This is a genomic window from Bacillus sp. es.036, from assembly GCF_002563635.1.
Taxonomy (GTDB): Bacteria; Bacillota; Bacilli; order Bacillales; family Guptibacillaceae; genus Guptibacillus.
The window spans coordinates 3,079,874-3,100,869 of the sequence record NZ_PDIZ01000001.1 but is presented as its reverse complement, the minus strand read 5'-3'; the positions used below and the strand labels follow the sequence as shown (position 1 = coordinate 3,100,869).

23 protein-coding genes are annotated in these 20,996 nt (G+C 41.5%); 17 read left to right on the top strand and 6 right to left on the bottom strand.

What is annotated here, in order from left to right; translation table 11 throughout:
* Positions 1 to 327 precede the first annotated feature (327 nt).
* The 3 genes from ATG70_RS15645 to ATG70_RS15635 all read left to right on the top strand — a co-directional run bounded on the left by ATG70_RS15645 (position 328) and on the right by ATG70_RS15635 (position 2,803).
* Positions 328 to 1,140 carry a YitT family protein gene (locus tag ATG70_RS15645; protein WP_098445859.1) on the top strand — a complete coding sequence of 271 codons (813 nt, stop codon included), beginning with the start codon at positions 328 to 330 and terminating at the stop codon, positions 1,138 to 1,140.
* A 153-nt stretch (positions 1,141 to 1,293) separates the two neighbouring features.
* The gene (locus ATG70_RS15640) at positions 1,294 to 1,968 is read left to right on the top strand and encodes an MgtC/SapB family protein (RefSeq protein ID WP_098445186.1); all 675 of its coding nucleotides are present in this window, start codon (positions 1,294 to 1,296) and stop codon (positions 1,966 to 1,968) included.
* A gap of 160 nt (positions 1,969 to 2,128) precedes the next feature.
* Complete coding sequence (locus ATG70_RS15635; protein ID WP_098445185.1) at positions 2,129 to 2,803, top strand: MgtC/SapB family protein; 675 nt, start codon at positions 2,129 to 2,131, stop codon at positions 2,801 to 2,803.
* 63 nt (positions 2,804 to 2,866) lie between these two features.
* Here the strand turns inward: ATG70_RS15635 and ATG70_RS15630 are convergent, their stop codons facing one another.
* Both ATG70_RS15630 and ATG70_RS15625 read right to left on the bottom strand, forming a co-directional pair.
* Positions 2,867 to 3,475 carry a polysaccharide deacetylase family protein gene (locus ATG70_RS15630; RefSeq protein WP_098445184.1) on the bottom strand — a complete coding sequence of 203 codons (609 nt, stop codon included), beginning with the start codon at positions 3,473 to 3,475 and terminating at the stop codon, positions 2,867 to 2,869.
* 13 nt (positions 3,476 to 3,488) lie between these two features.
* Positions 3,489 to 4,511 (bottom strand): glycosyltransferase, encoded by a 1,023-nt coding sequence (locus tag ATG70_RS15625; protein ID WP_098445183.1) that lies wholly within the window; start codon positions 4,509 to 4,511, stop codon positions 3,489 to 3,491.
* 164 nt (positions 4,512 to 4,675) lie between these two features.
* Here ATG70_RS15625 and ATG70_RS22580 point away from each other — a divergent pair, with 164 nt between their 5' ends.
* From ATG70_RS22580 to ATG70_RS15605, 6 genes are all read left to right on the top strand, one after another.
* Positions 4,676 to 4,837, top strand: a complete 162-nt coding sequence (locus tag ATG70_RS22580) for a hypothetical protein (protein WP_168212306.1) — start codon at positions 4,676 to 4,678, stop codon at positions 4,835 to 4,837.
* 171 nt (positions 4,838 to 5,008) lie between these two features.
* Positions 5,009 to 5,293, top strand: coding sequence for a YhdT family protein (locus tag ATG70_RS15620; protein WP_257147728.1), 285 nt, complete (start codon positions 5,009 to 5,011; stop codon positions 5,291 to 5,293).
* Positions 5,290 to 6,756 carry a sodium/pantothenate symporter gene (gene panF, locus ATG70_RS15615; protein WP_098445182.1) on the top strand — a complete coding sequence of 489 codons (1,467 nt, stop codon included), beginning with the start codon at positions 5,290 to 5,292 and terminating at the stop codon, positions 6,754 to 6,756. Before ATG70_RS15620 ends, panF begins: the two co-directional genes overlap by 4 nt.
* A 358-nt stretch (positions 6,757 to 7,114) precedes the next feature.
* Positions 7,115 to 8,488: a M28 family peptidase gene (locus ATG70_RS15610; RefSeq protein ID WP_257147726.1), complete on the top strand. Its 1,374-nt coding sequence runs from the start codon at positions 7,115 to 7,117 to the stop codon at positions 8,486 to 8,488.
* A 186-nt stretch (positions 8,489 to 8,674) separates the two neighbouring features.
* The gene (locus tag ATG70_RS22845; RefSeq protein ID WP_224594651.1) at positions 8,675 to 8,767 is read left to right on the top strand and encodes a putative holin-like toxin; all 93 of its coding nucleotides are present in this window, start codon (positions 8,675 to 8,677) and stop codon (positions 8,765 to 8,767) included.
* A gap of 397 nt (positions 8,768 to 9,164) precedes the next feature.
* Positions 9,165 to 10,409, top strand: a complete 1,245-nt coding sequence (locus ATG70_RS15605) for a M20 family metallo-hydrolase (RefSeq protein WP_098445181.1) — start codon at positions 9,165 to 9,167, stop codon at positions 10,407 to 10,409.
* A 155-nt stretch (positions 10,410 to 10,564) separates the two neighbouring features.
* Here the strand turns inward: ATG70_RS15605 and ATG70_RS15600 are convergent, their stop codons facing one another.
* Positions 10,565 to 11,002 (bottom strand): acyl-CoA thioesterase, encoded by a 438-nt coding sequence (locus ATG70_RS15600; protein ID WP_098445180.1) that lies wholly within the window; start codon positions 11,000 to 11,002, stop codon positions 10,565 to 10,567.
* A 168-nt stretch (positions 11,003 to 11,170) separates the two neighbouring features.
* Between ATG70_RS15600 and ATG70_RS15595 the strand changes: the two genes are divergently transcribed.
* On the top strand, positions 11,171 to 12,133 hold the full coding sequence (locus ATG70_RS15595) for a 2-hydroxyacid dehydrogenase (protein ID WP_098445856.1): 963 nt from the start codon (positions 11,171 to 11,173) through the stop codon (positions 12,131 to 12,133).
* Between the two features lie 99 nt (positions 12,134 to 12,232).
* Here the strand turns inward: ATG70_RS15595 and ATG70_RS15590 are convergent, their stop codons facing one another.
* Positions 12,233 to 13,183, bottom strand: coding sequence for a polysaccharide deacetylase family protein (locus tag ATG70_RS15590; RefSeq protein WP_098445179.1), 951 nt, complete (start codon positions 13,181 to 13,183; stop codon positions 12,233 to 12,235).
* Between the two features lie 222 nt (positions 13,184 to 13,405).
* Between ATG70_RS15590 and ATG70_RS15585 the strand changes: the two genes are divergently transcribed.
* Positions 13,406 to 14,032: a transposase gene (locus ATG70_RS15585; protein WP_306472715.1), complete on the top strand. Its 627-nt coding sequence runs from the start codon at positions 13,406 to 13,408 to the stop codon at positions 14,030 to 14,032.
* A gap of 69 nt (positions 14,033 to 14,101) precedes the next feature.
* Here the strand turns inward: ATG70_RS15585 and ATG70_RS15580 are convergent, their stop codons facing one another.
* Positions 14,102 to 14,578, bottom strand: coding sequence for a hypothetical protein (locus ATG70_RS15580; protein WP_098445178.1), 477 nt, complete (start codon positions 14,576 to 14,578; stop codon positions 14,102 to 14,104).
* Between the two features lie 154 nt (positions 14,579 to 14,732).
* Here ATG70_RS15580 and ATG70_RS15575 point away from each other — a divergent pair, with 154 nt between their 5' ends.
* On the top strand, positions 14,733 to 15,701 hold the full coding sequence (locus tag ATG70_RS15575) for an ankyrin repeat domain-containing protein (protein WP_098445177.1): 969 nt from the start codon (positions 14,733 to 14,735) through the stop codon (positions 15,699 to 15,701).
* Positions 15,702 to 15,758: 57 nt separating this feature from the next.
* Here the strand turns inward: ATG70_RS15575 and ATG70_RS15570 are convergent, their stop codons facing one another.
* Positions 15,759 to 16,652, bottom strand: coding sequence for a glycerophosphodiester phosphodiesterase (locus tag ATG70_RS15570; protein ID WP_098445176.1), 894 nt, complete (start codon positions 16,650 to 16,652; stop codon positions 15,759 to 15,761).
* 375 nt (positions 16,653 to 17,027) lie between these two features.
* Between ATG70_RS15570 and ATG70_RS15565 the strand changes: the two genes are divergently transcribed.
* The 5 genes from ATG70_RS15565 (at position 17,028) to ATG70_RS15545 (ending at position 20,991) form a co-directional block, all read left to right on the top strand.
* Positions 17,028 to 17,834 carry a histidinol-phosphatase gene (locus tag ATG70_RS15565; protein ID WP_098445175.1) on the top strand — a complete coding sequence of 269 codons (807 nt, stop codon included), beginning with the start codon at positions 17,028 to 17,030 and terminating at the stop codon, positions 17,832 to 17,834.
* Between the two features lie 117 nt (positions 17,835 to 17,951).
* Entirely contained in the window at positions 17,952 to 18,884 is a 933-nt protein-coding gene (gene yhfZ, locus ATG70_RS15560) for a GntR family transcriptional regulator YhfZ (RefSeq protein ID WP_098445174.1), read from the top strand.
* A 56-nt stretch (positions 18,885 to 18,940) separates the two neighbouring features.
* Positions 18,941 to 19,315, top strand: coding sequence for a PRD domain-containing protein (locus ATG70_RS15555; RefSeq protein WP_098445173.1), 375 nt, complete (start codon positions 18,941 to 18,943; stop codon positions 19,313 to 19,315).
* Positions 19,316 to 19,675 (top strand): DUF2620 domain-containing protein, encoded by a 360-nt coding sequence (locus tag ATG70_RS15550; protein WP_098445172.1) that lies wholly within the window; start codon positions 19,316 to 19,318, stop codon positions 19,673 to 19,675.
* 20 nt (positions 19,676 to 19,695) lie between these two features.
* On the top strand, positions 19,696 to 20,991 hold the full coding sequence (locus ATG70_RS15545) for a YhfT family protein (RefSeq protein ID WP_098445171.1): 1,296 nt from the start codon (positions 19,696 to 19,698) through the stop codon (positions 20,989 to 20,991).
* Positions 20,992 to 20,996 lie beyond the last annotated feature (5 nt).

Sequence of the window (20,996 nt, the reverse complement as noted above, 5' to 3'; positions counted from 1 at the left end):
TTCGCACGATTTTACTCGTGCTTGAATCAGATCATACTCATAGTTGAGGTGGAAAAAGTGATAGAGAAACATCACGGTGGAAAAATGCGCTAGAATGTTTTGGATGGGGTGTTCTTTTACTGCTCCCATTTTGGGGATTGATCCTACTCTCATCGGAGCTAGGCAACCATGTGGTGGACCACATTGTGTCTTATTTTAAATAAGAACAAATTGATGGAAAATAGAGGAGGCACTATTTTGAGTGAAAGTAAGCCGTTAGAAGATTTAATAAATGAAACAAAAATTCATAAAAAAACACCGCTTCAAGAAAAAGCGAAAAGAACATTCATGATTACATTAGGTGCCATTATTATGGCTGTAGGGCTTGAAGTTTTTCTAGTACCGAACCAAGTTATTGATGGAGGAATTGTTGGTATTTCCATTATGCTCTCCCATTTAAGTGGCATTAGCCTTGGTATTTTCTTATTCGTTCTAAACCTTCCGTTCATTTATATAGGCTACAAACAAATTGGAAAAACCTTTGCATTTTCAACGCTTTACGGCATTGTGATTTTATCGATTTCGACTGCTTTGTTGCATCCCGTGCCTGCTTTTACAGATGACATTCTTTTAGCCACTTTATTTGGCGGGGTTGTTCTCGGAATTGGGGTCGGGATTGTGATTCGCTTTGGTGGTTCTCTTGATGGAACAGAAATTCTTGCGATACTTGCGAGTAAAAAGCTTCCGTTTTCAGTAGGGGAAATCATCATGTTTGCGAACCTCTTTATTCTTGGTAGCGCAGGGTTTGTATTTAGCTTTGATCGTGCGATGTATTCTCTTCTAGCATACTATGTTGCTTATAAAATGATTGATATTACAATCAAAGGTCTCGATGAGTCGAAGTCGGTATGGATTATTAGTGATAACCATAAAGAACTTGGTGATGCGATTTTGAGTCGTCTAGGCAGAGGCGTAACGTATTTGCATGGGGAAGGCGCTTTTTCGGGTGATGACAAAAAAGTGATTTTCTGCGTGATCACTCGACTAGAAGAAGCGAAATTGAAAGATATTGTGGCTGACCACGACGATTCCGCGTTCCTTGCGATGGCAGATATCGCAGAAGTTCGAGGCGGTCGTTTCAAGAAAAAAGATATTCATTAATGGAAGAAAAATAGATTAAGAGTCGCGGAGTTCCCTCTAGCGGCTCTTTTTTGCGTATTTGGATCAAAAAACACAATAGTAGCCATTCTTTTTGATTCATAGATCCTATTACTGGTAAAATAATAGAAATATCTGTTGGAGGGCGGTTGTCGTATGGTGGTTGTCGTTGTAAAACTATGTATATCAGCTTGTCTAGGACTTATGATCGGGATTGAAAGAGAATTAAAGCATAAACCCCTCGGTTTAAAGACGTGTATGGTCATCGCAGTTAGCAGCTGTTTATTAACGATTGTTTCAATTGAATCTGCCGAAACTTTCTCTGAAATATCTCCAAACATCCGAACCGATCCAATGCGGCTAGCAGCCCAGGTTGTTTCAGGGATTGGTTTTATTGGAGCTGGGGTTATTTTAAGACGAAATAACGATGCCATTTCAGGACTAACAACAGCGGCCATTATCTGGGGCGCGTCTGGACTCGGGATTGCAGCGGGTGCTGGGTTTTACTTTGAAGCGTTCGTTGGGGCGAGCTTAATCCTATTTAGTGTGAATATCCTGCCGTGGGTCATAAAAAAAATCGGTCCAAGTCAATTAAGGCAACGTGAGATGAGGGCCAAAATTACGCTTCAAAAAGGGACAGACATCACCGCGTTTATGCAAACAATCCAGGCGAAAGATTTTGAAATCAAGCACGTTCGGGTGCGCGATACGAAGGAAAAAGACCATCAAGTGGATCTTCGTTTGCTTACCTTCGAAGCGAACCATACTACAAGTATTTATCAGCAACTAAGAGACCTCGATGGAGCTATTGTTGTTGAGGTAGAAGGATAGTCCGTAGCGGTCGTAGCGGTGCCTGTCACCGCCCGGTTTTGCTCACAATTTGTCGAATTACTACCCATGGCCTTTCGCCTCATTCTAATATTTCCTTCAAGTGAATAATGTAATAGAGAGATGAGGTCCTTCTATATTCCAACGGTGGAGATGACGAACGATGGTGATTGTTCTAATTAAATTATGTGTTTCTGCTTTACTTGGATTATTGATTGGAATTGAGCGAGAATTAAAGCATAAGCCCCTTGGATTAAAGACGTGTATTGTGATTGCAGTTAGCAGCTGTTTGTTAACGATTGTGTCAATTGAATCAGCCGAAACATTCGCTGAGCTTTCTCCGAATATCCGAACCGATCCGATGCGGTTAGCGGCTCAAATTGTTTCTGGGATTGGTTTTATCGGTGCTGGTGTCATCTTAAGACGAAACAATGACGCTATTTCAGGGTTAACGACAGCTGCTATTATTTGGGGAGCCTCGGGATTAGGCATCGCGGCTGGTGCCGGTTTTTACTATGAAGCATTCGTTGGGGCTGGCCTTATTCTGTTCAGCGTTAACATCCTCCCCTGGATTATAAAGCGCATCGGTCCAAAAGCCCTAAGGCAGCGTGAAATGCGGGCGAAGTTAACGCTGAAAAAAAGCGTTAACGTGAGTCATTTTATGAAAGCCATTGTGGCGAATGACTTTGAAATTCGTCACGTACGTGTTCGTGATACGAAAGAAAAAAATCCACAGATTGAGCTTAAACTAATGACGTTTGAGAAAAATCATACGACAGACATTTATGAACTGCTTCGAAAAGTGGACGGTGTGAATGAAGTTGAGGTGGAGGGGTAAATAAGACGTTTTAAGTACAACGCAAAAGAGGAGGTGGCTAAAAAATTAGCCATCTCCTTTTTTCTACGAAAGTACGGTAAATCCATAGCCCTCTGAACGTATTCGTTCAATAAGATCGGGCAATATTTGAACCGTTTGCTTCAGCTCGTGCAGAAGAATAATCGCTCCATCTTCAAGGTTTGGAACGACATTACTTAAAATTTCTTCCGGATGATAAGCGTGTTCCCAATCCATTGAGCTGATGCGCCACATGACCGTCTTTAATCCAAGATCTCTAGCAGCTTTCGTTGTGGCAAGATCGTAGCGCCCGAATGGCGGTCTGAAATAAGTCACAGGGGTACCGGTGATTGCCTCAATTTTTCGTTTGCTTCTTTCGAGATCTTCAAATTGTTCGGCATAACCGAGATTGCTTAAATTAAGATGTTTACACGAATGAGTGCCAATGATATGCCCTTCATCGAGCACCCTTTTCCAGGGCCTAGCTTGATAAAGTAGCCGTGACTGCCAGAAGAACATAGCTGGTACCTTCTCTGTTTTTAGAATATCAAGTAGCTCTGGGAGAACGCGGCCGGGACCGTCATCAAAGGTTAAAATCACTTTTTTCTCAGCTGAGTTTTTATGCGTTATCACATCATGATTAGGAGAGTCGTACACGACCCTTGTGTGATCCACTACTCAAGGACTTTTAATCATTCGAGTTATCCCCTTTCTTTAAAAGGTTTAAGCTGAACGCGTACATGTTAAGTATGGCGGTTATTTCTTGTGTTGCGGAGTGATGTTTTTCTACGTACTCCGCCGCTTGTTGGCCGAGTGCTTGGCGAAGAGTTTCCTGCTCAACGAGGCGAAGTGCATAAGTAATAAATTGCTCGACGCCTTCATAAACAAGTCCTGTTTTGTTATGAGTGACAAGGCTCAAATTCCCTTTGTTTTTTGACACAAGAACCGGTAGTCCGTAGCTCATCGCTTCAAGTATAGCGGAGGATTGACCTTCACTATGTGAGGTGTTCAGCACGACGTCGGCACGACTGTACAACGCTTCCATTTCACTGTGAGGGATAGCGCCTTTATAATTCACCCACTCGCTATGGAGTATTAATTCCTGAACGAGTTCTCCCTCCTTCTTTTCAATAACCGGTCCGACAATCGTTAACCTAACCTCGGGGTGAGTTTGGCGCAATTTCTGCAAACTCTTGATCGCGAAGGGAATGTTTTTAACTTCTCGAATGCCTGCTGGAAGGAGAAAATGGAATAAATCAGAAGTCTTTTTAGGTGAGCGTTTACTACTTGAGGAACTCGTTCCCTGTGCAATTATAAACAACTTTCTTTCTAGATCTGGTAAAACCTCTAGGATACGACGCTTCGCTTTTTCATCAAAAACGTGCACCGCGAGCGCATCTTTCAAACAGGCGATCACATCATGCTGTCTGTTTGGATTTGTTAAATCATGATTCAAATCCGTTCCGGTGAGCGTAATCGTATATTTGGTGATCGGAATGCTTAAGGTTTTCATAAACTGATAAAAACGATAAGCATTAAAGCCGTGAATTAAATCAGCTTCTTTCAGAGCTGTGATCGAATTCACTTGTTCTGTTATAGAGATCACTTCTGTCTTAACATCTGCTTCGTTTAAACCCCTGGCGATACGCCGGACGGTAATGGTATTACCACGGAGCTGATGATAGAAAGGCGTGGCAAGAATCACTTTCATGTATAGGCTCATCCTTTTGGTAGACGGGTGGCCAGTAGTGCCTGTCACCACCCGGTATTTGTCGTATGTTGTCTTATTAGTTTAACAGGATTTATGGTGATGCGCGGGTATTGTGTTTCATATTGCTTTAATTTAGTTTATTAAAGGTAAGGAGGGTGACAGAAATGAAGGGGTTTTTCGGAAGATTGATGGGGTTAGAGAAGTGTATGATTTGTAAGAAGAAGCCTGTACGTCCACAGTATTATTTAGATGATGAGGGCAACCGGAAGCCGGTTTGTTATAAATGTGTTTCTTATGCTGAGAGAAGGGCTTATCGGAAGGCGTAGTTGTGCTTAAATAAACGTTTGTTTAAAAAGGAAATAAACCAAAGCGCCGGTCCATGATCGGCGTTTTTTTAATGTTTTACCAACTGATCAATCACGATAAAATCTTATCACTATGGTTGAAGCTTTCTTCTGGTTATAATAGAACGAGGTTTGTCTTAAAGGAGGAAAAGCATGGAGCAACACGATAAGATGCCAAAAGATGATCCACGCTATCGAATCGCCAATCGTGAAGCGCTCATCGGCGTCGTTCTTGTTATCATTAATTTTATTTTATGGTATGGGTTTGCTTACGGTTTTGGATCAAAACCAGTAGAAGACTATCATTATATATGGGGGCTGCCAGCGTGGTTTTTCTACAGCTGTGTGCTCGGAACGGGGATTGTGATTGTCCTCGTGGTTTTGGCGGTTGTCTTCTTGTTTAAAGAAGTTCCGTTTGATGAGGAGGAAGGCGAATGAACTGGGACGTCGTGATTCCACTCCTTATCTTTCTCGTTATCATTTTTTTGATCGGGTTCTATGCTTCTACCCATTTGAAATCAACATCGAACTTTTTACAGGAGTATTTTCTTGGAAGCCGTGAGCTTGGTGGATTTATCCTTGCAATGACGATGGTTTCTACATATGGAAGTGCAAGTAGCTTCATTGGTGGTCCTGGTGTTGCTTATACAATGGGACTTGGCTGGGTCCTCTTATCGATGACTCAGCTCGCCACTGGTTATTTTGTATTATCCGTGCTCGGGAAAAAGTTTGCCATTATGGCTCGGAAAATTCGAGCGGTTACGTTAATTGATTTCCTAAAGGAGCGTTATCAGAGTAAAGGCGTGGTTATTTTATCTGCGCTTAGCATTATCATTTTCTTGTTTTCTGCGATGGCTGCTCAGTGGATTGGTGGTGCGCGGCTCATTGAATCGTTAACGGGCCTACCTTATACGGGAGCGCTGTTTCTTTTTGCCGCCTCGGTTCTTGTCTACGTTATTATCGGTGGATTTAGGGCGGTAGCGATTACGGATACAGTTCAGGGCGTTGTGATGTTCGGTGGAACACTAGTCATTCTTATCGGAACAGTCGTTGCTGGCGGAGGTGTTGAAAATATCATCACGACGCTAGGGGCTGAAAATCCGGATTTGATCTCTCCATTTGGCGCTGATCAATCTCTGACGCCGCTCTACGTCTCATCTTTTTGGATTTTGGTAGGTGTCGGTGTTGTTGGGTTGCCACAAGTGGCTGTCCGAGCCATGTCTTATAAAAGTTCAAAAGGTATGCATCGCGCTCTCATTATCGGAACAATCGTCGTAGGTGTGATCATGCTTGGAATGCACCTCACCGGCGTATTTGCACGTGCCGTTTTACCTGGAATTGAAGTTGGCGATACGGTAATGCCGAGAATTGCACTAGAGGTGCTACCATCCTGGCTTGCTGGGATTGTTCTAGCAGCTCCAATGGCTGCAATCATGTCGACAGTCGACTCTCTGTTACTTCTCGTTAGTTCTGCGATCGTGAAAGACATTTACTTGAATTATGTGAAGCCTGAAGCCAGTGATCAAACGATCAAGCGATTTAGCGTAGGAGTGACCGCAGTATTAGGCGTATTGGTATTTGCGATGGCCGTAAATCCACCTGAACTTCTTATCTGGTTAAATTTGTTTTCGTTTGGGGGACTTGAAGCGGCCTTTATTTGGCCAGTGGTTATGGGACTCTACTGGAAGCAAGGAAATGCGAGTGGTGCAATGGCATCCATTCTTGTTGGTGTTGGCAGTTATATTGGCTTTCATACGTTTATGCCAAATGCGTTCGGGATGCACACTGTAGTGTTGCCGGTGTTGCTGTCGCTTTTTGGTTATGTGAGCGTCAGTTTGCTAACGACGAAGAAGCATGCGGCGGTGCAGAAGGAAGTGCTCTTGAGATTGTGGAGAGCGTGAGAACAGTGCCTGTCACCGCCCGCTTTTTGAGAGAATTTGTCGAATGAAAGCTAAGGAGTTATCGTTTAAGAGCTCTTCATTTTTGAAGGGCTCTTTGTTGATTTGTTTAAATGATGATTTCCTAAGTGGACAAGGCGATCACAAAATTTAAAAGACTAAAAGATGACCGAGAATGCTCATTTTCTCTACATTTAAATCCAAATTTCGACTGAACTAGAGTGAATTAGTGTCATTTCATATAGGTTAAAAGTCCAGATTTTATAGAACTACCTCTATTTAGAACTGACCTCCTAATTTACTAAACATTCAATTAATGGAATAATTATGCTGATCACATAACCTTAAGGAGGAATTTTGATTGCAAAAGAAAGCGATTACAGTAGCACTGGCGACGGGGTTGGTTCTCAGTCCAATGTCTTTCTCAGTTGATGCGGCGAAGCCTGCTCCGAATGAACAAGCTGACCATGCGTTTGACAACAAAGTGATTAAAAAAATCAGTAGTGAAAACATGTATAACAACATTGCCCTCTTATCAAAGCAACCTCGTGCAGCTGGTACGGAAGGGGAGTACCAAGCTGTTCAGTACATAAAAAGCGAGTTTGAGCGCTATGGGTATGAGACTGAATTGCAGCCGTTTACCATTCAAGAGTGGGATGGTGGATCTTCATCGCTTGCCATTAATGATCAAGTCTTTGCTGGCGATGTTCATACGTTTGAAGGTTCAATCAACGATCGTGTCTCAGGATCGCTCGTCTATGTCGGACTTGGCTCTAAGGATGAAGTGGGTGATGACGTTGCGGGGAAGATTGCATTAATTGAGCGCGGTTCTTATAGTTTTTATGAAAAAATCCAGAACGTCTACGATAAAGGAGCGATTGGCGTTATTATGTTTAATGGCGAAGGACGCTCTGGGAATTCATTTGGCTATGCTTATGAAGGACAAGATATTCCAGCTGTAGGAATTACAAGAGAAGCGGGTCTTCAACTTGTGGAACAGCTGAATAAGGAAGACGTACAAGCCACTGTAAGTGTAGAAAACGCTGGGACTGTTGATAAGACATCCTATAACGTGATTGCGAAAAAAGAGCCTCATCCGAATAAAGACACCGGGCAAATTGTGACAGTTGGCGCCCATCACGATTCTGTTCCAAATGGACCTGGAGCAAACGATGATGCTTCAGGAGTAGCTGCTACGCTAGAGCTAGCGAGAATTATGGCGAAAACGCCTACGGATACGGAACTTCGATTTGTCACATTTGGTGCGGAAGAAAAAGGGTTAATCGGCTCTTATTACTATGCGGACTCATTAACAGATGAGGAGATTGAAAATACAGTCGCTCATTTCCAAATGGATATGGTAGGGAGTCGCGATGCAGGAGAACTAATCATGTTCACTCCTGATGGAGAGAAGAATCTCGTCACTGATCTTGGTGCTTCAGCTGGAGCGAGGATTTCAGGCGCAGTTGATTATGGTGAGCTCGGTCGAAGCGATCACGTGCCTTTCTTTCTAAAAGGAATTCCAGCGGCTCTCTTTATTCACGCTCCGCTTGAGCCGTGGTACCATACTCCTGAAGATACAATTGATAAAATTAGCAAAGAGAAGCTTCAGAATGTAGCGGAAATTGTTGGAGCCGCCGTCTATCAAGTGGCACGACCAGATACGCCAGCTCTTGAAAAAGCACGCGTGGCACCAAATCCAGCAGACTATGATTTTGATGACAGGCCATTGTAAGAGAAAAGAGGTGAGAAATCCCACCTCTTTTTGCTTTATTTAGGATGTTAGCAGATGAAGTTTTGAGACTAACATAGGTAAATGGTCTATCCAATTAAGGTAGCGGTCTATGATAAGATAATATGTATCAGCTGCAAAGCAGGGTGGGCGGCGGTACCCCGTTGATGAAAGGGGGTGCTGCCTATAATGATGAGCACATTTGAGGCGCTTGTTTTGATGATTAGTTTTGCTTCTCTCGTGGTCACAATTATTACGGTTTCTAGTAATAAAAAGAAGTAACCCACCCTGCCCCGGCCAAGGATTAAGGTGAGTTGCTTTTTGCCTTTTGAGCCGCCGCTCGTCATGCGGAGCAGCTGTATGGACGCTGGTGCGAAAGCACCGGCGTTCTTTTTTATACCTTATGTTCTCTAGCTTTATTATATGCAATTAGGGTGAGTGTGGCAAGAGGAGATCGTTTGGGAAGTGGTTGATCGAGCAGTCGAGCGGTTCGAGCGGTGCCTGTCACCACCCGGTTTTTGGGTGATTTTGTCGAACGAATGGCAGGTCATTTGCGTCATGCTGCAGATGAAATAGACGAAATATATATAATATTCAATGATTAAACGACATTGTGTACAATGATCAATCAAGCCGGCTTTGCTATAGTGAATAAAAATGATGAAAAGGATGAGTGTGAATGGGGATTAACCGCGATCGTTTACAGAGTCATCTTGAAGAATTAGCTAAGATCGGAAAGATTGGTGAAACAGGTGTTTGTCGTCTAGCGCATTCGAAGGAAGATCGAAAAGCAGTTGAGGTCGTGAAGGGGTGGATGGAAGCGGCTGGTTTGGAAGCAAGAATCGATGGTTTTGGGAATTTAATAGGAAGGATAGATGGCTCTGAAAAGGACAAGCCAATTCTTATGCTCGGATCTCACATCGACTCTCAGCCGTATGGCGGGCGCTTTGACGGAACAGCCGGCGCACTTGGCGCAATTGAGGTTGTACATACGATGAAAGATAACGGCATCACACCGAAACGAACGATTGAGGTGATTTGTTTTTCAGATGAAGAAGGTTCCCGTTTTAACAAAGGTGTCTTCGGTGTGAGAGCACTTGCTGGCCTGCTAGAGGAAGGTGAACTTGAGAGGAAAGATAAGAATGGAATGACGCGAAAAGAAGCACTGAAAGAATTCGGTGTCGAACCTGATCTCACAGAAAGTCCCGTCTACAAAAATGGAGACATTGAGGCATTCTTAGAGCTTCATATTGAGCAAGGACCTGTCTTAGAAACTAAAAATAAACCTGTTGGAATTGTTTCAGGAATTTCAGGACCAATCTGGCTAACCGTCACGCTTGAAGGATTTGCTGGCCATGCTGGCTCCGTTCCGATGCCATTACGGCAAGATGCCATGGTCGGAGCGAGTGAGATTATTACAAAATTTGATCAACTCATTAAAGAAGAAGGGCAAGAAACAACCGTCGGAACCGTTGGAAGTGTCCAGGTATTTCCCAACTCTCGTAACATTATTCCGGAGAAAGTGGAATTTACGATGGATTTACGTGATATCGACCTTGAACATCGCACGATGCTCGAAAAAAAGCTCTACACGATTATTGAAGAAGCTGCATTCACTTACAAGCTCACGTACACGATTACGGAAGACACCAGGAGTGAACCACGCTATTGTGCAGATTGGATCAAAGCAATCATGAGCGAAGAAGATAAAGAACTCGGTTACGAATCGCCCGTTTTAATGAGCGGTCCATTCCATGATGCTCTTTTTATGTCGTATATCAGTGACTACGGAATGATTTTCGTTCGATGTGAGAAAGGGATCAGTCATAATCCGCTTGAATTTGCGGAAATGGATGATATTGAGAAGGGGGTTCAATTGCTTTATCAGACAGCAGTGCGGATTGCGATGGATGAGAAGGGTTGATTCACGAAAGTAAACCTTGGATGAGTAGCATTTTTCTCATGATTTCAAGCATCACTCAACCAAAAAGTATGCGATTGGCAGGTGAATATCGAAAAATTGAATAACAAAAAGGCGGCATGCTGATAGCAAATGCCGCCTTTTTGCCATTAGTAACTCTAAAATGAAGAGAAATCCAACTTTTCAAAATGACTCAGTGTTTCTTTAATTTTCCGAGGAATCACCTGCGCTTTACCACTATTTATATCATAATTTACTTGTACAACTTCTGCCTTTACTAGTAGCTCACTATTTCGCATAATCGTATGTCTCAGTTCAAAACTAGATTTCCCAAGCTTCGTAACGCGACAAGACACGTCAAGAACGTCATCTAACTTCGCCGGTTTTATGAACTCAAGGGTGATGTTTCTTAATACTGGATCAAATGAGTGATCGTCAGCAAGCTGTTGTAACCGATCACCAAGAACATGTCGGAAATACTCGGTCGTAGCAATGTCGATGTAAGTGGAATAATGGGCATTAAAAACTATTTTTTGACCGTCAATCTCAGAATAGCGAACGCGTATGGGATAAGAAAAATGCTCGTTTTGAGACATGATTCACCTCAAATTCCTTTTTTCTTCATATTAACACAATATTCAGTTTATGAAGGGGCGTTATTACGAAATTTCCCGGGTAATGTCTCTATGTGGAAAAGGGATTTGGCCTTTATTCGTGAAAAGTGTAGCATAGGGAAAAATAACAGCTGGGAGTGGAGAAAAGTGTTGAAACCTAAAGTCTATCTGACGCGAAAATTACCAGATGAAATTGCTAATTGTCTACGTGAGAAATGTGAGTTGCGGATGTGGGAGTCAGAGGAAGAACCTGTACCTCATGATGTTCTTGAGCAAGAAATACAAGAGGTGGATGGACTTTTTTGTATGTTAACAGAGGAAATTGATCGCTCGCTTTTAGAAAAGGCATCTAAATTAAAAGTAGTAGCGAATATGGCAGTAGGTTATAACAATATCGATATTAAAACAGCTAAAGAAAAGGGAGTTGTTGTGACGAATACACCAGGTGTGCTGACGGAAACGACAGCTGACTTAACTTTTGCTTTATTGATGGCAACAGCTCGAAGAATACCAGAAGCTTCCACCTATTTGCGTGAAGGGAAATGGGAAGCCTGGACGCCCATGCAGCTAACAGGTCAAGACATACACGGAGCAACGCTTGGAATTGTTGGTATGGGAAGAATCGGAGAATCCGTGGCGAAAAGAGCGAAAGGATTCGATATGAACGTTCTCTATCATAACCGTCGTAGAAATCAAGAAGCTGAAGAAAAAATGGATCTTCAATTTGCTGAACTCGAGCAGCTCTTAAAAGAATCTGATTTTGTCTGCGTCTTAACACCGTTAACCTCTGAGACGAAGAACTTAATTGGAGTGAAAGAACTAAGGATGATGAAAGAAACCGCTATTTTAATCAACACAGCAAGAGGGGGAATTGTTAACGAGGAAGCTCTATATCATGCGCTTAAGGACGGTGATATTTGGGCTGCTGGTTTAGATGTTTTCGTAGAAGAGCCCGTATCCCTCAATCATCCTCTTTTAAGCTTATCAAACGTAGTTACCCTGCCACATATCGGAAGTGCGAGTAGGAAAACAAGGCTTAAGATGGCAGAAATGGCTATGATGAATTTGTTAAAAGTGTTGAACGGCGAAAAACCCCCTCATCAGGTTGAATGAGGGGCTGATTGCTAGGATATTACGGGCGAGTGGCGAAGTAGCGAGTACCTGTCACCGCCCGGTATTTGTCGAATGGATATTCTCTATCTATTTCTTTGCTTAGCTTGGTTGAAGTAGTTCCTTGAAATCTTCAATCGAGTGATAAGGTCTAACCGAATTACGATGAATTTGGAATATATCATCTCCTGGGGCGACGTAGCCTGCTTGTACGGTGAAAGCTAAATCTATTCCTACAAGACTTATAGCTTCCATGGTTTCTTCATCATAAGCTCCGTACGGATATGCGAGTGCGTTTGTATCTCCTATTTGTTCAATACTTGTTTCGACATCTTCTTCGATTTCAGGAAGCGATTTTGAAATTAAAAACGCGGTCCCATCCTCTTCGTGATTATGAAAACGATTAGTATGACTAGCAAACTCATAAACATCGCTCGATGCCTCAATTTCCTCATAACTCAAATATTGATTGGTTATTGAATCATAGGGTTCGGTTTGATCATTGTTCCGACTAGTAATCAAAAACTCAACTGCATGAAACCCATATTCTTTAAGTACTGGATAAGCCTCTATGTAGTTATTTTTATGGCCATCATCAAACGTTAGCAAAACACTATTTTTAGGAACATCCATTTTATTAATGATGTATCTCTCGAATTCATCTAATGTCAACGTAAAGTATCCATTATCATGCAGAACTTTCATTTGTTTTTTAAAGTCTTCCAATAAAACAATTGTACTGGATAAGTTTCCTTCTTGATCATAATGTCGGTCTTTCAATTCATTTTTTTTAAGAACATGATGGTAGGTTAAGACAGGAATTTGCTTAGCGGAAGCGATCTTAACGGATTCTGTAAATCTTTCATCTCTAAGCTTTTTCTCGTTTAGTCGTTCTTCTGCATCACTATCTTCGGAAATAGATGCTTCAACGGTCGAACTGCTTTCTTCTTGTGAAGGTATAAGTTCAGTCCCGCCTATCTCATTCCAGCCTGATCCTACTAAACTCCCGAAAACAGCAAGTAAAACAAACAAAATTAGGTGTATTTTCCTCATATGTATCCCCCTTTTTACCCAATACTTTCCTATCCTACCACTAAATTGGGTTAATTTGGGTTTTTTTACAATTATATTTCAAAGATTTCAGTGGGCTTGACGAGTGCCTGTCACCGCCCGGTATTTGTCGAAGAGATTCGATTGACGATTAAGGAAAGGGAGATTATTCTTGGAGAAAGAGTAGAAAATAAGTAGAGGAGGAAGAACTTTGACGAAGTTTCTATGGGGCAAGTGGCCATTCTATTCTCACGTAGCAACATTCACGAGATGGTGAGAAAACCGAGAACCTGGCTCCCGAACCATTTTTATCACATCGTAAGTCGAGGAAACCGAAAAGAGCTCCTGTTTAAAGACGAGAGAGATTACCGCACGTTTTTGTATATCCTTCAGCAAGTCTTCGAAACACACCCATTTGAATTAGCTTCTTATTGTTTAATGAATAATCACTATCACCTCCAACTTCGATCTAAAGAACAGCCAATTTCAAAAATCATGTCTCTTGTGAATAAGCGTTATGCAACCTATTTTAATGGAAGGTATGAGTTGACCGGTCACGTTTTTGAGAAACGTTATTTTGATGAGCCGCTCAACACCCCTGCGAATATGTTAGAAGTTAGTCGCTATATTCATCTAAACCCAGTGAAAGCAAAGCTCGTCTTACAACCAGCAGATTATCCATGGTCCAGCTATCGCTATTATGGTGTGAAAGCTCCCTTGAAAAAATCTTACCTCAACATACTTCCATTAGTAGAAGGCTACCCAGGGACACTCTTTCAAAAGAAAAAACACTACTGTGATTATGTGTCCGCAAGAGAGGAACTCATTACGGCATCTCCCTTATCAAAATAAAGCAAATAAAAAAGATGCTTCTTCCAGCACCTTTTTCTTAAACAAACGTTTATTTAGTTGAATTCCTCGTTATTTATAGTCCCACAAAACTCTGAATTCTCCTTCTTCTTTGATGACGAACACTTCCTGAACGAGATCAAACTTCCCGAACTGATTTTGAAAATGCTGGGTTACTTTTATCGCATAAACTTTTTTCATAATGACGCCGTTTACTCCGGAGCGCCAGTTCTTTTTTGTCTTTACTTTGCCAACATCAAAAGTAAATGACGTTGCCCCAATGTCCTGCGTGATCAGTTGGGAGCGTAACTGGCTGTATTGTTCATCTGAAAAACGGTTCTTGATTTCAGAGTGAAAGAGGGACCAGGATTTCTTGAAATCACCGCTTTGTTCATATAAATAAAACTCTTTTACAGTTGCTACAGCTTGTGTTTTTGGTTGTTGCCAGATCCAAATAGCGATGCTGCCACCGAGAAGCAGCAAGACGATTAAGCTAAAAATCACTTTTCCTGAACCTCCGCTCTTCCTCCTCGTTTTAAAATATGACAACGTCTCGTCCTCCCTGAAGCTTGACTATTAAAGTGTATGACGAGCGGAAGTTGTCCCATTCGAAGACAAATTTCACTAAATATTAATCTTTCCTCACAATGATTCACGATATAATGGTTTAGGAATTGACTTTTTAGACAGTTGGAGGGAAATAATGAAGCGAAAGTTACTTTGGATGCTCCTTATGCCCATGTTGATTGTGATAGCGGCATGTTCTGAATTAAATCGAGATAAAACGACGTCTGAATCACATAAAGAAGCTAGTGCAGAAAACCAAGGAACAGACACCGACGTTCTTACGGAAGAAGACCAATTGTGGCAACTTCTCTATCAGAATCGTTCAGATGAAACGACATTAAAGGAAATGGAAGATCTTTTTCATGATGGCGTATCACCGGATACAGTAAATAATGATGGCGTATCACCAATTACTTACGCGGTCATGGAAGGAGACAGCAAGCTCGTCGAGTTCCTGCTTCTGAACGGGGTAGAAGTACATGATCATGAAGAATCGGATCACGATGGGGATGCTGAAGTGAACCATGAGAAAAATGAGAACCTTCTAGAAGTAGCAGTCGAACAAGAAAATAACGAAATTGTTGACTTGCTATTAAAAATGGGTGCTCATTTTGAAATCGGAAATGAGGAAATGTTAGTCAAAGCTGTAAAGGAAGAAAACATCGAGCTCATCAAAATTTTATTACACAATGGTTATAATCCTAACCTTGAAATAGAAGTGGAAGGCGAACATTATACTCTATTAACTTATTCCATCGTTCAAGGAAATGAAGAAATAATTACGCTACTTCTTGATTCTGGAGCAAATCCAAACTTTACGGTTGAAAAAAATGAGGAAAGTGCGCTAGCTATTGCAGTTACTGAAGAAAAGTCTACTGAACTAGTTTCCTTGCTATTAGGTAGAGGCGGCGATGCGAATACTCGTTACGAAGGGAAACCATTGCTGTTTGAAGCAATCAAACAAGACAACACTTCTCTTGTTGAAGCATTCCTCGTAGCTGGAGCGCTTCCTTCTTCCATTGAGGAAAGTGAAGAGGCATTTGCGATAGCTGAAGAGAGCGATCATACTGCGGTGGCAGAGCTCCTTCAGCAATATGGATGGTGAATGTTAAAAGGGTCCTTGTTGCCAATGAGCAACGAGGACCCTCTTTTATTGAAGATTTTATTTAGCATGTAGTACATCATTCAAAACATCCGGATAGTTCGTAAACATTCCTGTAACGCCCCAGTCCAATAAACGCGTCATTTCTTCTTTGTCATTTACCGTATAAGGGTGGATGAGAAATCCTGCATTTCTCACTCTTTGGACGTACGTTTCGTCAATTTTAGAAGCAGACATGCCAACACCAACAGCGTATTCAGAGAGCTCTTGTAGTTCATTCTCTGAAATCGTAGCAGGCTCTTTATATGAAATGAGTTGAATGAGTGGCAAATTCGGATTCAGGTTATGTATTTTTAATAAACTTTCTTGACTGAATGATTGGATGAACACTTTGCTAGAACGTTCATTAACACCAGTTAAATGATATTTGTTCAGAATGCGAAGTAATTCTTCTTCCATACCAGGATAAACATCAGGAGATTTTGTTTCAATATAATAGCGAGCGCCTGTCCCAAACGTTTGAATCACTTCTTCAAGCGTAGGTACTTGAATGCCTTCGTAAGCTGGATCAGCTTTCTTAGGATATTTTTCATTAAACCAGCTGCCAGCATCTAATTCTTTTATCTGTTCGACCGTATAGTCTTTGACGAGGCCTGTCCCGTTTGTGGTCCGATCAACTGACTCATCATGCATCGCGATAAGCGTTCCATCTTTTGTCATCTGGAGGTCTACTTCAATGTAGTCACCTTTCATTTCTTCACCAAGTTCATAGGATGGAATTGTGTGTTCAGGAGCATGTCCTGAAGCCCCTCTATGTGCAACGTTTAGTAGTTTGCTAGTATTCATGCTTGGTGTTTTTTCATTTGCACTTGCTGAGACAGCCCCTGTTGAAAGTAAACTTCCAATCAGAGCCATACTCATCGTGAGCGCCGCAATCTTCTTTTTCCGCTTCATTATTATCATCCTTTCAAAATTCACTACAACTGATAGTATATTTGTTTCATGTAAACTCTGATTTACATAAAGAGGAAGTAGAAGAGAATCGGGCTGTGGAGGATAAGTGCTAATGAGGAGAAATGCCCTTAGAAATAAGAGAGAGGTCTCTTGAAAGCTTCGAATAATGTTGTCGATTAGGAACTTATACCGATAGAGCCTACGATCCATATCAGGACCTTTCTCATAAGAAAGTTCATCATTTCTAAATATAGAGTGCCTGTCACCACCCGCTATTTGTCAGTTGATGTCGAGAGGAAAATAGTCTTTTATAGTAGAAGAACTATGATAGGATTATGATATAAATACTTACTGTTATTTGGAAGGAGCATAAGGATGAAATTTGATTACCATACTCATCATGAACGGTGCGGGCATGCGGAGGCTACGATTGAAGAGTACATAAAAGCAGCGATTCAAAAAGATCTACAGATTATTGGGATATCGGATCATTCTCCGTTTTTTGCAAGTGAAAAGGACCGAGCGTTGCCACGCATTGCAATGGCCAAAAGCGAGTTTGCTTCTTATGTCGAGGAGGTACTCACCTTAAAAGAAAAGTATCGAGGTAAGATTGACGTCTTACTCGGGGTAGAATCTGATTTCTTTCAAGAGCATTATCCATTATATAAAAGCATTTATGACCAGTATCCATTTGATTACATTATCGGCTCCGTTCATTTTAGTAATGGAAACAACATCTTTGATAAAAGCCGCTGGGATAATTTAACCGAAGAAGACATTCGTCACGAGAAAGAACATTATTACAAGTTAATTGTGGAATCAGCTGAAAGCGGCGTTTTTGACATTTTAGCTCATATTGATGCTATGAAAGGCTTTTATCCTGATTTCACGAATGTGGAAACGCCTGAGGTAGAGAAAGCGATCAAGCGACTCGGTGAGCTCGAATCAACGATTGAAATTAACACATCCGGTAAGCATAAAGACTGCGGTGGCTGGTATCCTGCGAATGATATGCTTGAAATGGCGTGCCATTACGGTGTAGGTGTAACGTTTGGTTCGGACGCTCATTGGCCATCGCGTGTTGGCGAAGAGTTTGAAGAAGTTCGCGCAAAGCTGAAAGAGATTGGATTTAAGAATTGGACGGTGTTTCGGGAGCGTAAGAAAGAGTTTGTTGGGTTGTAGGGGGAAGGAAGAGTATCTCCCTCTTTTTATTTTTTTCAGAATATTCATTGATCATATTGTTGTTTTGAGTTATCCTATATAGTGAAAATACGAAAAATTGTATATTGAGGTGAGGATATGGAAGACAAATGGGAGAAATTATACAGCAAGAATGGGCTCGCAGCTAGGAGAATTGCTGCTAATCTACTAGCGATCGAGCCGGGAAGCCGTATTCCTCGCGTAAGTGATTTTGTTACAGAAACATCACTTGGAAGGGGGACAATTCAGGGAGCGTTACGTCTACTTGAAGAAATAGGAGCCATTGTTCTTGAAGCGAGGGGACACCTTGGTACGTTTCTTGTTAGAACTAATCGACAGTTACTTTGGGATATTGCAGGACTTGGATCTGTTATGGGTGCCATGCCTTTGCCATATTCGAGAAAGTATGAAGGCCTTGCTACTGGTTTAGTTCAGGTGCTTGAAAGAATGAAAATTCCTTTTAATCTTGCATTTATGAGAGGATCATCAAATCGAATTGAAGCGTTGAAAGCTGGAAGGTATGATTTTGTGATTGTTTCAAGGCTTGCAGCGGAGCTTGCTATTGAGAATGATGGTAGTATCGAGATGGTGAAAAATTTTGGAAATAACTCCTACGTTTCAGGACATGAAATTGTTTTTTCCAACCCTAAAACTAAATCTATTCAAAGCGGTATGCGTGTAGGGATTGACTATTCTTCAGCAGATCAGCATCTTCTTACGGAGTATGAAACAGAAGGTGTTGACGTTCAATTAATTGAAGTAAACTACATGCAGTTGATGGAGATGCTCAAGAACAATGAAATTGATGCTGCAGTTTGGAATAAGGATGAGATCATTCATTCAGAAGAAATGGGAAAAGGATCATTCCGCTCGATTAAAGCTCAGGAACTAAGTAGGAAAGTAAATGAGGCTACTATGCTCTTAAATAGGGAGAGAGTAGAACTCAGAGATGCCTTACTAGATCTATCTGTCATTGACGTTCAAGGTTTGCAAATTCAAGTTGAAAAAGGAGAAATTTATCCACATTATTAGATAGGATTTCCTATGAAATTAATATACTAAATACTGTATATTGGAGGATTGATTTTATGACGACGATTAAAGAACGATTAGATATTCTGAAAGCAGGTGATGTGATTAGTTCAGAAGCTTCAACTATCGCCGAGCAAGCCGTTCAAAGATTAAGCAGTCAGACGCAAAAGCCGCTTCCTCAAAATAAAGTAGAAATGTTTGTGACTCATCTTGCATCCGCTTTAACGCGTATCTCTCGTAGAAATTCGATCGATGCGCCCCCGGGTGAGCTCATTTCGGAAATAGAGAAATCCGATCTATTACAAGTAGCAAAAAGGGAGATTAGCTGGATTCAATCCAATTGGGCTGAGGAAATTCCACAATCTGAAATCGCGTTTTTGAAAATACACTATGTATCTATTTTTCAAGAAATCAAAAAGGAGGAGATTTAAATGAAAATCGTTGTAGGTGGTCAGGTCGATAAAAAAGAAGTTGAAGCCCTTGTGAAGGAACATGGACCAGATGGAGTGGAAACCTTAGTTAAATCAGATGTAGAAGCCGCCATGGCAGTGAAAACTGGTCAGGCAGATTACTATGTTGGAGCGTGTCACACTGGGGGTGGCGGTGCACTAGCAATGGCGATTGCTATAATTGGAAAGCCTAGCTGTGAAACAGTTTCAATGCCGGGAAGGAAACCGAATGAAGAGAAAATTTTACAGGCTGTTAAGGACGGAAAAAAAGCATTTGGCTTTACTGCAGATCATATGGAAACTGCCGTGCCGATGATCATGAGGGCAATTAAAGCTTTATAATTTGGAAGGGGGTTCATTACATGGAAATGGTTCTCGTCATTTTAATAGGGGCTATGGCAGCTGTTCTTGCGAATTTGAATTTGGCTGTCTTTAACGATGGCTTACGACCAATTGTACCTGAAAATACTGAAGGGCGAATGGGACGTAAAGAGCTTGGTTTAACTGCTTTTGCTATGAGTTTTGGACTTGTTGTTGGTTTTGGGATTCCGTTTACCATTACAGCAAGCATTATCCTTATCCATAGCATTTTGCTAGGAACAGATATTATTGGATTGATCACTCCGCGAAATAAATGGGGTACGCCTGTTGCAGCAATTGTAGGTGGAGCATATGGTGCAGGCTTATTAGTTGGACTAGAAGGATTTGTCACTTTATTTGAAAAACTACCATTAAATTTTTTAGATGCAATGGGCCAAGTGGGATCGCCGGTCGTGGTAACCTTCATGGCATTTCCAGCTTTAGCTGTGGCATTGCAATTCAGTGTTAAAAAAGGTGTTCTGACGTTTATCACTTCAGCCATTATCCGACAGTTAGCTGTATGGTTAAATGAAAGCGGTACCATGACTTTCGGTGATACGACGGTTACGTTAAATCAAGAAGGAATGGCTCTTATTACTGGAATGATTTTCTTAATTACATATGCTGTGCGTCAAAAACCTGAAGGGGACGGAAGCGGGATTGATCTTGCTTCGGTTTTCAGTGAGAGAGTCGATCGCATTAAAAAGCATGTCGTTTATTTCATGATTATGGGTGGGCTTATTGCTGCGGCTACGAACCTTTTAATTATGGCTGGAGATCCAATATCTTTAAATTTAATTGCAGACGGAAAAATAACAGATGCTGCTATTGCTGCTGGAGCTCGTGCACTTGGATTTATCCCTCTAGTTGCTAGTACGGCGATTGCAACAGGTGTTTATAGTCCAGTTGGATTTACAATCATTTTCGTCGTAGGTTTGCTTGTTCCAAATGTATGGGTTGCAGCTATTATCGGTACTATTACTGTTTTTCTAGAGGTTATGCTACTAAGCCAGATTGCTCGTTTTCTTGATAAATATCCTGGTGTACGTCAATCAGGAGAAAATATTCGTACAGCGATGAGTCGAATTCTAGAAGTTGCTCTTTTGATTGGTGGTGCAAACGCAGCTAATGCTATTGCTCCTGGTCTCGGGTTCTTTATCATTGCAGGATTGTATTTGTTAAATGAGATTGCGGGTCGACCAATTGTGCGAATGGCTATAGGACCGATTGGCGCGATCGCAGTTGGGATTTTGGCGAACATTCTTGTCGTTCTGGGACTTATGCAAATACCACAGTAGAAGGA

Excerpts from the sequence above, each read along its gene's own strand:
- ATG70_RS15570 (WP_098445176.1), bottom strand. The coding sequence starts at position 16,652 with ATGAAGCGGAAAAAGAAGATTGCGGCGCTCACGATGAGTATGGCTCTG.
- ATG70_RS15545 (WP_098445171.1), top strand. The coding sequence starts at position 19,696 with ATGGAAATGGTTCTCGTCATTTTAATAGGGGCTATGGCAGCTGTTCTT.
- ATG70_RS15565 (WP_098445175.1), top strand. The coding sequence starts at position 17,028 with ATGAAATTTGATTACCATACTCATCATGAACGGTGCGGGCATGCGGAG.
- ATG70_RS15635 (WP_098445185.1), top strand. The coding sequence starts at position 2,129 with ATGGTGATTGTTCTAATTAAATTATGTGTTTCTGCTTTACTTGGATTA.
- ATG70_RS15600 (WP_098445180.1), bottom strand. The coding sequence starts at position 11,002 with ATGTCTCAAAACGAGCATTTTTCTTATCCCATACGCGTTCGCTATTCT.
- ATG70_RS15625 (WP_098445183.1), bottom strand. The coding sequence starts at position 4,511 with ATGAAAGTGATTCTTGCCACGCCTTTCTATCATCAGCTCCGTGGTAAT.
- ATG70_RS15605 (WP_098445181.1), top strand. The coding sequence starts at position 9,165 with ATGGGGATTAACCGCGATCGTTTACAGAGTCATCTTGAAGAATTAGCT.
- ATG70_RS15555 (WP_098445173.1), top strand. The coding sequence starts at position 18,941 with ATGACGACGATTAAAGAACGATTAGATATTCTGAAAGCAGGTGATGTG.
- ATG70_RS15640 (WP_098445186.1), top strand. The coding sequence starts at position 1,294 with ATGGTGGTTGTCGTTGTAAAACTATGTATATCAGCTTGTCTAGGACTT.
- ATG70_RS22845 (WP_224594651.1), top strand. The coding sequence starts at position 8,675 with ATGATGAGCACATTTGAGGCGCTTGTTTTGATGATTAGTTTTGCTTCT.
- ATG70_RS15645 (WP_098445859.1), top strand. The coding sequence starts at position 328 with ATGATTACATTAGGTGCCATTATTATGGCTGTAGGGCTTGAAGTTTTT.
- ATG70_RS22580 (WP_168212306.1), top strand. The coding sequence starts at position 4,676 with ATGAAGGGGTTTTTCGGAAGATTGATGGGGTTAGAGAAGTGTATGATT.
- ATG70_RS15620 (WP_257147728.1), top strand. The coding sequence starts at position 5,009 with ATGGAGCAACACGATAAGATGCCAAAAGATGATCCACGCTATCGAATC.
- ATG70_RS15590 (WP_098445179.1), bottom strand. The coding sequence starts at position 13,183 with ATGAGGAAAATACACCTAATTTTGTTTGTTTTACTTGCTGTTTTCGGG.
- panF (WP_098445182.1), top strand. The coding sequence starts at position 5,290 with ATGAACTGGGACGTCGTGATTCCACTCCTTATCTTTCTCGTTATCATT.
- ATG70_RS15575 (WP_098445177.1), top strand. The coding sequence starts at position 14,733 with ATGAAGCGAAAGTTACTTTGGATGCTCCTTATGCCCATGTTGATTGTG.
- yhfZ (WP_098445174.1), top strand. The coding sequence starts at position 17,952 with ATGGAAGACAAATGGGAGAAATTATACAGCAAGAATGGGCTCGCAGCT.
- ATG70_RS15585 (WP_306472715.1), top strand. The coding sequence starts at position 13,406 with ATGGGGCAAGTGGCCATTCTATTCTCACGTAGCAACATTCACGAGATG.
- ATG70_RS15550 (WP_098445172.1), top strand. The coding sequence starts at position 19,316 with ATGAAAATCGTTGTAGGTGGTCAGGTCGATAAAAAAGAAGTTGAAGCC.